This window comes from Oceanibaculum pacificum (assembly GCF_001618175.1).
Lineage (GTDB): Bacteria > Pseudomonadota > Alphaproteobacteria > Oceanibaculales > Oceanibaculaceae > Oceanibaculum > Oceanibaculum pacificum.
The window spans coordinates 1-7411 of record NZ_LPXN01000051.1 but is presented as its reverse complement, the minus strand read 5'-3'; the positions used below and the strand labels follow the sequence as shown (position 1 = coordinate 7411).

Below are 7411 nucleotides of genomic sequence, written 5' to 3'. Positions count from 1 at the left end.
GCGCCGCGCGGTGCGCGGCTGGGGCCTGGAAATCCTGGCGAAGAACCCGGAGGAATATTCCAGCTCGCTGACCGCCGTGCTGATGCCCGACGGCCACAATGCCGACAGCCTGCGCAAGATCATCCTGGACAAGTTCGACATGTCGCTAGGCCAGGGGCTGGGCAAAGTGTCGGGCAAGGTGTTCCGCATCGGCCATCTGGGCGATTTCAACGATCTGGCGCTGGCCGGCACCCTGTCGGGCGTGGAAATGGGCCTGAAGCTGGCCGGCGTGCCGCTGAAGGGCAGCGGCGTCGCCGAGGCGCTGGCCTATCTGGGCGAGGCCAATACGGGTGCTGCCCGCAGCGCCGCCGCGTAACCGACGCAAAATTTTCATCCTCGGGCAACGCAATAGAGGACATAACATTAGCATACACGCATAATGCTTCGGAGAGCCGGCGCGAAGACCGGCCCCGTTAACATAACCACAAGGAGGAAGCGTATGAGGAAGCTGTTCGTGGCGGGGGCTTTGCTGCTCGCCGGTAGCCTGGCGGCGCCCGCCCAGGCCCAGATGGAGCTGAAATTCGGCCATGTCGGCGGCCCCGGCTCGCTGTTCGAGCTGTCGGCCAACGAATTCGCCAAGCGCGCCAACGCCAAGCTGGGAGACAAGGCGAAGGTCGTGGTCTTCGGCTCCAGCCAGCTCGGCGGCGACAAGGAGCTGATGCAGAAGCTGAAGCTCGGCACCATCGAATTCGCCCTGCCCTCCACCGTCATGTCTTCCGAGGTCGACGCCTTCGGCATGTTCGAGATGCCGTATCTGGTGAAGAATCGCGATCACATGAAGAAGATCGAGGCCGAGGTGGTCTGGCCGTCCCTAGCACCGATGGCGGAGAAGAAGGGCTACAAGGTCCTCGCGGTCTGGGAGAACGGCTTTCGGCACATCACCAACAATGTGAAGCCGATCGTGAAGCCGGAAGATCTGAACGGCATCAAGCTGCGCGTCCCGCAGGGCAAGTGGCGGGTGAAGATGTTCCAGATCTATGGCGCGAACCCGTCCCCGATGGCGCTGTCCGAAGTGTTCGTCGCGTTGCAGACCGGCGTGATGGACGGCCAGGAAAACCCGCTGACGCAGATCTACTCCTCCAAGTTCCAGGAGGTGCAGAAATTCATCTCCATGACCGGCCATGTCTATACGCCGGCCTATATCGTCAGCGGCACGCGCAAATGGGCCTCGCTGCCGGAGGATGTGCGCACCATCCTCGAAGCCGCGGCCAAGGATACCCAGGGCTACGTCTATGAGCAGGCGGCCAAGCTGGAGGACGACCTGCTGGCCAAGATCAAGGCCGCCGGCGTCCAGGTGAACGAGGCGGACAAGGACGCCTTCATCGCCGCCAGCAAGGATGTCTACACCGAATTCGGCCAGGACGTGCCGGACGGCGCAAAGCTGGTCGAAAAAGCCATCGCCTTGGGCGCCGGCTCCTAACGCCGCGTCGACAGCCCCGCCGGCCAGCGCCGGCGGGGCTTTTTCTTCCCAAAATCAAAGAAACGCCGGACAGAGAGGGACCACCCAGCCGTGTTCGCCACGCTTAGAACCATCTTCGACAGGACATTGGCGGCCTTCGTCATCCTGTTGCTCGCCAGCCTGACGGTCATCATCGTGATGGGCGTCGTCTATCGCAAGATGGGCTGGTCGCTCGTCTGGTACGACGAGGTGGCGTCGATCATGCTGGCCTGGCTGACTTACTACGGGGCGGCCCTGGCGGCTTTAAAGCGCGCGCATATCGGCTTTCCGGGCATGGTGAACGCGATGCGGCCGCAATTCCGCATTCCCGCCGTGCTGTTCGGCGAGGCCTGCGTCATCGGCTTCTTCGCCCTGCTGGCCTGGTTCGGCTATGAGGTGCTGGTGATCCTGGAGGGCGACACGATGGTCAGCCTGCCCGGTATTTCCACCCAGCTCACCCAGTCCGTCATCCCCATCGGCGCGGTGCTGTTCATCATCGCCCAACTGCTGAGCCTGCCGGAAGTGCTGGAGCAGGCGCGCGGCAAGGGCGTGCTGGACGCCGAGGAAAAGCAGTTGCAGGAGATGCTGCAATGATCGTCGCCCTGATGCTGGTGGGCCTCGTCGCCCTGATCCTGTTCAATGTCCCCATTGCCGTTGCGCTCGGGATCGTCGCCATGGTGGCGATGGTCGCCTCGGCCGGCATGGAATCGCTGCTGAATGCGGCGCTGGTCATGTTCAACGGCGCGACCAGCTTCCCGCTGCTGTCGATCCCGCTGTTCATCCTGGCCGGCGCGATCATGAATTCCTCCAGCCTGTCGCGCCGGCTGATCGCCTTCGCCTCCGCCCTGTTCGGCTTCGTGAAGGGCGGCCTGGCGATGGTGAATATCGGCACCTCGCTGTTCTTCGCGGAAATCTCCGGCTCGGCCGTGGCCGACGTGGCGGCGCTCGGCTCCATCCTGGTGCCGGCCATGAAGAAGAAGGGCTACCCGAAGGAATTCGCGGCGGCCATCACCTCCTCCTCCGCCACGCTGGCGATCATCATTCCGCCTTCCATCCCGATGATTCTCTACGCCGTCATGGCCGAGGCCTCGGTGGTGCAGATTTTCGTCGCCGGCATCGTGCCCGGCATCCTCGGCGGCGTCGCCATGATGGCTTTGGCCTACTGGTACGCCGTTCGCTACAACTACCCGGTCGAGGAAGTGTTCAGCCTGCAGCGCGTCGCCCACACCTTCCGTGAGGCGGCCTGGGCCTTCCTGCTGCCGATGATCATTCTGGGCGGCATCTTCGGCGGCGTGGTCACGGCCACAGAGGGCGCCGGGCTGGCGGTCGTGGCGGCGCTGTTCATCGGCGGCGTGATCTATCGCGATCTCGACCTCAGGCATCTGTACGATTCGATGATGGAAGGCGGCGTGCAGACCGCCGTCGTCATGCTGCTGGTCGCGGCCTCCGCCCTGCTCGGCGTCTACCTGACCGAGCAGCAGATTCCGCAGCAGCTGGCGGCCTGGATTTCCTCCATCACCAACGACAAATACGCCGTGCTGATGATCCTGAACGTGTTCTTCCTGATCATCGGCCTGTTCCTGCATTCGGCCGCCGCCATCATCCTGGTGGTGCCCATCGTGATGCCGCTGGTGAATGCGGCGGGCATCGACCCGGTGCATTTCGGCCTGGTGGTAACGCTGAATCTGGGCATCGGCCAGCAGACCCCGCCGGTCGCCAGCGTGCTGATGACCGCCTGTTCCATTGCCAAGGCCGATATGTGGGAGGTGACCAAGGTGAACCTGCCCTTCATCGGCGTTCTGCTGGCGGTGCTGATGCTGGTAACCTATGTCCCGGCCGTGCCGATGGCGCTGGTCGAATATTTCTACCGCTGAACGGAAGGGTAGCGCTGCGTTATGCCAGGACGGCAGATCGGGCCGCTTTCAGGCCTGAAGGTGATCGAGTTGGCGCATATCATGGCCGGCCCTGTCTGCGGGCTGATGCTCGCCGACATGGGGGCCGACGTGATCAAGGTGGAGAAGGTGCCGGGCGGCGACGATTCGCGCCGCTTCGTGCCGCCGCTGATCGAGGGCGAACCCGCCGCCTACATGATGATGAACCGCAACAAGCGCGGCATCGCCCTCAATCTCAAGACCGAAGCCGGCAAGGCGGCGGTGCGCCGGCTGCTGGAGAGTGCCGATGTGGTGATCGAGAATTACCGCATGGGCACGATGGAGAAGCTGGGGCTGGGCTATGAGGCGCTGCGCAAGGTCAATCCCGGCCTGATCTATTGCGAGATCTCCGGCTTCGGGCGCACCGGCCCTTATGCGGAGCGCGGCGGCTTCGACCTGATCGCCCAGGGCATGAGCGGGCTGATGAGCATCACCGGCGAGGGCGAGGGCCGCCCGCCGGTGAAGGTCGGCGCGCCGGTCACCGACATCACCGCCGGCATCATCGGCGCGATGGGCGTCCTGGCGGCCTATACCCACCGGCTGAAGACCGGCGAGGGGCAGAAGGTCGACACCTCGCTGTTCGAGGCCGGTATCGTGCATACCTACTGGCAATCGGCGATCTGCTTCGCCACCGGGGAAACGCCGCTGCCCATCGGCTCCGCCCATCCGCTGAACGCGCCCTACCAGGCCTTTCCCACCAAAGATGGCTGGATCAATATCGGCGCCGCCAACCAGGCCAATTGGGAGCGGCTGCTGAAAGCCATCGATGCGCCGCAGTTGAACGACGATCCGCGCTTTTCCGCCAACGCGCTGCGGATGCAGAATTTACCGGCGCTGGTCGACATCTTGAACCCGATCTTCCGCACCCGCACGACGGCGGATTGGCTGGAGCGGCTCGCCAGCGTCGGCCTGCCCGCCGGACCGGTTCTCTCGATCCCGGAAATGCACCGCGACCCGCAGGCCCTGGCCCGCGGCATGGTGACCGAGGTGGCGCATTCCAGCGCCGGCCCGGTGAAGACCATTGGCCTGCCCATCGCCTTTTCCGGCACCCCGGGCGGCCCGCAATCCGGCGCTCCTATCTTCGGCGAACATACAAGCGAAGTCCTGGCCGAAGCGGGTTACGCACCCGCCGAAATCGACGCCATGCTGGCCGAGGGCGCGGCAGCGGGGCATTGACGTTTTCCTCTCGCCAGCTTGTCGAACATCTCACCCCTCACTATAATAGTTAAAATAACTACTTATGGTGCATGTGATGAAGGATGCCGTTTCAGCGGCGGAAGCCAACCGCAAATTCTCGCTCATCCTGCGTCAGGTGCGGGAAGGCCATAGCTATGTGGTGACCAGCCACGGTCGGCCCGTTGCCCGGATCGTCCCCGCCGATGCACGGGGCGATGTGGCCTCCGGCGCGCGCAAAACCCTGCTGATGCGCCTTGAGGCTCAACCCATCCTTGATACCGGCCATTGGAGCCGGGACGAGCTTTATGAGGATGAGCGGTGAAGGTTGCCCTCGACACCAATATTCTTGTCTATGCCGAAGGGCTGAATGGCGCGGAAAAGCGGGACATCGCCCTCTCCACGCTCCGCCGCCTGCCGCAAGAGGAAACGATCGTTCCCGTGCAGGTTCTGGGCGAGCTCTTCCAGGTCCTCGTCCGCAAGGCCGGCCGCACGCGATCCGAGGCGCGGGACGCTCTGCTCAGCTGGCGAGACGCCTACCCGACAGTGGCGACTTCCCCGGAGATTATGCTGGCCGCAGCCGATCTGGCGACCGATCATCGTTTCGGCCTGTGGGATGCGGTTATCCTCACCGCCACATCGCAGGCAGGCTGCCGGCTTCTGCTATCGGAAGATTTGCAGGACGGCTTCACCTGGGGCGGCGTTACCGTTACCAATCCCTTCGCCGCGACATCTCACCCTTTGCTAGCCGCGCTGCTGGCGTGACCTTCTGACCCATTCAAATCGCGCCAGGGCTTCCTATGTGGAGGTGAGTTTCCCGAAACTCCCCCAAAGGAGGTTCCCATGAAAACCCCATTCCTTTTCGTCGTTACCGGCCATACCGAGCTGGGCGATACCGGCAAGCAGACCGGCTTCCATTTCGAGGAGCTGAGCACCCCCTATTACATCCTGCGCGATGCCGGGCACGAGGTGGTGTTCGCCTCCCCCGCCGGCGGCGAGGTGAAGCCCGATCCTGGCTCCCTGAAGCCGCGGGGCGAGAATGTTCCGTCGGTCGAGCGCTTCCTGGACGATGCGCAGGCGATGGACGCGCTGAAGAACACCCAGCCCACCAAGGCGGTCAAGGCCGACGATGTCTCCGGCATCTATCTGCCCGGCGGCCACGGCACGATGTGGGATCTGCCGCAGGACGCCGCCCTGGCCAAGCTGATCGGGGCGCTTGACGAGGCGCGCAAGCCGGTCGCCGCCGTCTGCCATGGCCCGGCCGGCCTTGTCGCGGCCAAGCGGTCGGATGGCGAACCGCTGGTGAAGGGTCGCCGCGTGAACAGCTTCACCGACGCCGAGGAACGCAAGGTGGAGCTGACGGATGTCGTGCCCTTCCTGCTGGAAACCAGACTGCGGGAGCTGGGCGCGGAGTTCGAGCATGCCGGCCTGTTCGAGGCGCATGTGACCCGTGACGGCAATCTGATCACCGGCCAGAATCCGGCCTCGGCCAAGCGCCTGGGCGAAGCGATTCGCGGCGCGCTGGCGTCGGCCGCCGCCCAGCAGGCCGCCGAGTAACCGCTAGCCGATCGTCACCGAGACGCTGCCGACGCCCGACAGGCTGGCCACGATCCGGCCACCCTGGGGCGCCGGCAGCATGCCGATATAGGAGCCGGTGGTAACCACTTGCCCAGCCTTGATGGGCTGGTCGCGCTCAACCAGGTGATTGGCGGCCCACAGCGCCAGCCAGCGCGGATCGCCGGCCGGGTTCGCCCCGGTCTTCTCGATGGCCGGAACGCCATCGACCGTGACGGTGGCGGTAATGCCCCTCAGATCCAGCGCCTGCCAGTCGCGCAGCGCCGGCCCCACGACCAGCGCGCCATTCATCTGGAAATCCGCCAGCTTGGAGAAGGCATCCAGCCCGTCGATCTCGGCGAACCGGGTATCGACGATCTCGATGGCCGGGTGCGCGCTCTCAATGGCGGCCAGAATCGTCGCATCGTCATAGGGTGCGCCCGCCGCCGGCAGATCCCGGCCGAACCGGAAGGCGACCTCCGCCTCGATGATGACGATGTTAAACCGGTCGCGCGGCAGGCTCGTCCCGCTCTCGATCACGTCGGCCTGCTGAATCGAGGCCGCGAGGGGGGTGTCGCTCGGCGATTTCGCGCCGATCTTCCAGGCGCCGACCGGCCCCAAAATCCGGGCGACGGCGTCCTGCACGGCGTAGGCCTCGGCCACGGTGCCGGGCCGTTCGGCCTCCGGCAGCGCCGCCAGAAGCCGGCGCGCGCGGCGCGCCTCGACGAGCCGCGCGGCGGCGGCGGAAATATCGACCATCGGAAACCCCCTCCCTGTTTGTCGCTGCCGACTTATCGCAGGGCCGACTTGTCGCAGGTCAGGCCGCGTCGTTCAAGTGGCAGGCGGAAAAGCGGCTGGGGGCGATCTCCCGCAGCACCGGCACCTCGACCTTGCAGCGCTCATGCGCATGCGGGCAGCGCGGATGGAAATGGCACCCGCTGGGCGGATTCAACGGCGACGGGATTTCGCCCTTGATCGGCACGAAGGTCCGGCGCTGCGATTCCAGCCTCGGCACCTCGGCCAGCAAAGCCTGGGTGTAGGGATGGTTCGGGGCGGCGAACAATTCGTCAGTCGTGGCGCTCTCGACCACCCGGCCGAGATACATGATGACCACCCGGTCGCTCAGATGCTCGACCACGCCGAGATCGTGGCTGATGAACAGATAGGTGAGGTCGAACTCCGCGCGCAGCTTCATGAACAGGTTCAGAACCTGCGCCTGGATCGACACGTCGAGCGCGGCCACCGCCTCGTCGCAGACCAGGAATTCCGGCTTCAC

General features: G+C 65.0%; 9 protein-coding genes and 1 pseudogene. 8 read left to right on the top strand and 2 right to left on the bottom strand.

What is annotated here, in order from left to right; all coding sequences use genetic code 11:
- The 8 genes and pseudogenes from AUP43_RS19195 to AUP43_RS04165 form a co-directional block, all read left to right on the top strand.
- Nucleotides 1–355 (top strand): annotated as a pseudogene (locus tag AUP43_RS19195) (serine--glyoxylate aminotransferase); the annotation flags it as partial.
- Nucleotides 356–478: 123 nt separating this feature from the next.
- Nucleotides 479–1459 carry a TRAP transporter substrate-binding protein gene (locus AUP43_RS04195; protein WP_067553073.1) on the top strand — a complete coding sequence of 327 codons (981 nt, stop codon included), beginning with the start codon at nucleotides 479–481 and terminating at the stop codon, nucleotides 1457–1459.
- 90 nt (nucleotides 1460–1549) lie between these two features.
- Nucleotides 1550–2071 (top strand): TRAP transporter small permease, encoded by a 522-nt coding sequence (locus AUP43_RS04190; RefSeq protein WP_067553071.1) that lies wholly within the window; start codon nucleotides 1550–1552, stop codon nucleotides 2069–2071.
- Nucleotides 2068–3351: a TRAP transporter large permease gene (locus AUP43_RS04185; protein ID WP_067553069.1), complete on the top strand. Its 1284-nt coding sequence runs from the start codon at nucleotides 2068–2070 to the stop codon at nucleotides 3349–3351. The genes AUP43_RS04190 and AUP43_RS04185 overlap by 4 nt, the downstream gene beginning before the upstream one ends.
- Nucleotides 3352–3372: 21 nt before the next feature.
- Nucleotides 3373–4584: a CaiB/BaiF CoA transferase family protein gene (locus AUP43_RS04180; RefSeq protein ID WP_067553067.1), complete on the top strand. Its 1212-nt coding sequence runs from the start codon at nucleotides 3373–3375 to the stop codon at nucleotides 4582–4584.
- Between the two features lie 76 nt (nucleotides 4585–4660).
- The gene (locus AUP43_RS04175; RefSeq protein WP_067553077.1) at nucleotides 4661–4906 is read left to right on the top strand and encodes a type II toxin-antitoxin system Phd/YefM family antitoxin; all 246 of its coding nucleotides are present in this window, start codon (nucleotides 4661–4663) and stop codon (nucleotides 4904–4906) included.
- A complete protein-coding gene (locus AUP43_RS04170; RefSeq protein ID WP_067553065.1) occupies nucleotides 4903–5346 on the top strand; it encodes a PIN domain-containing protein in 444 nt (147 codons plus the stop codon). The genes AUP43_RS04175 and AUP43_RS04170 overlap by 4 nt, the downstream gene beginning before the upstream one ends.
- 78 nt (nucleotides 5347–5424) lie before the next feature.
- Nucleotides 5425–6138, top strand: coding sequence for a type 1 glutamine amidotransferase domain-containing protein (locus AUP43_RS04165; RefSeq protein WP_067553063.1), 714 nt, complete (start codon nucleotides 5425–5427; stop codon nucleotides 6136–6138).
- A gap of 3 nt (nucleotides 6139–6141) precedes the next feature.
- Here AUP43_RS04165 and AUP43_RS04160 read toward each other — a convergent pair whose 3' ends face one another.
- Nucleotides 6142–6894, bottom strand: coding sequence for a 2-keto-4-pentenoate hydratase (locus tag AUP43_RS04160; RefSeq protein WP_067553061.1), 753 nt, complete (start codon nucleotides 6892–6894; stop codon nucleotides 6142–6144).
- A 58-nt stretch (nucleotides 6895–6952) separates the two neighbouring features.
- Nucleotides 6953–7411: oligopeptide/dipeptide ABC transporter ATP-binding protein (locus AUP43_RS04155; protein WP_198154821.1), on the bottom strand; the 459-nt coding region annotated here is incomplete at its 5' end.